Origin of the sequence: Aeromonas sp. sif0611 (assembly GCF_019218845.1) — a bacterium.
GTDB classification, from domain to species: domain Bacteria; phylum Pseudomonadota; class Gammaproteobacteria; order Enterobacterales; family Aeromonadaceae; genus Aeromonas; species Aeromonas media.
The window spans coordinates 1-256 of record NZ_JAHUWU010000057.1; the positions used below are offsets into that span (position 1 = coordinate 1).

The 256-nt window shown below is 65.2% G+C and carries 1 protein-coding gene; it reads right to left on the reverse strand.

The window, feature by feature from the left end; all coding sequences use genetic code 11:
- A partial coding sequence (locus tag KW824_RS21260) for a VCBS domain-containing protein (RefSeq protein ID WP_218410900.1) occupies window positions 1-256 on the reverse strand: 256 nt, incomplete at both ends.

Here is a 256-nt window from a genome sequence, read left to right on the forward strand (position 1 = left end):
GTGACGGTGTGCTCGGTGCCATCCACGGAGGTGACCACAAAGGTCTCGACCTTGGTCTCACCTTCGCCCAGGTACTGCACCTTGCTGTTGTCGACCTGGTAGGTCCAGGCACCGCCTTCGGTGATGGCGAGGCTACCCAGTGCGCCAGCGCTCGGGGTGCCGTTGCCAGCCAGGAACTTGGCCTCGTCGGCGCCGTCCACGTCGGTCACGCTCAGGGTGCCGGTCTCGGTCAGAGTCGGGTTGGTTTCGTCTTCGG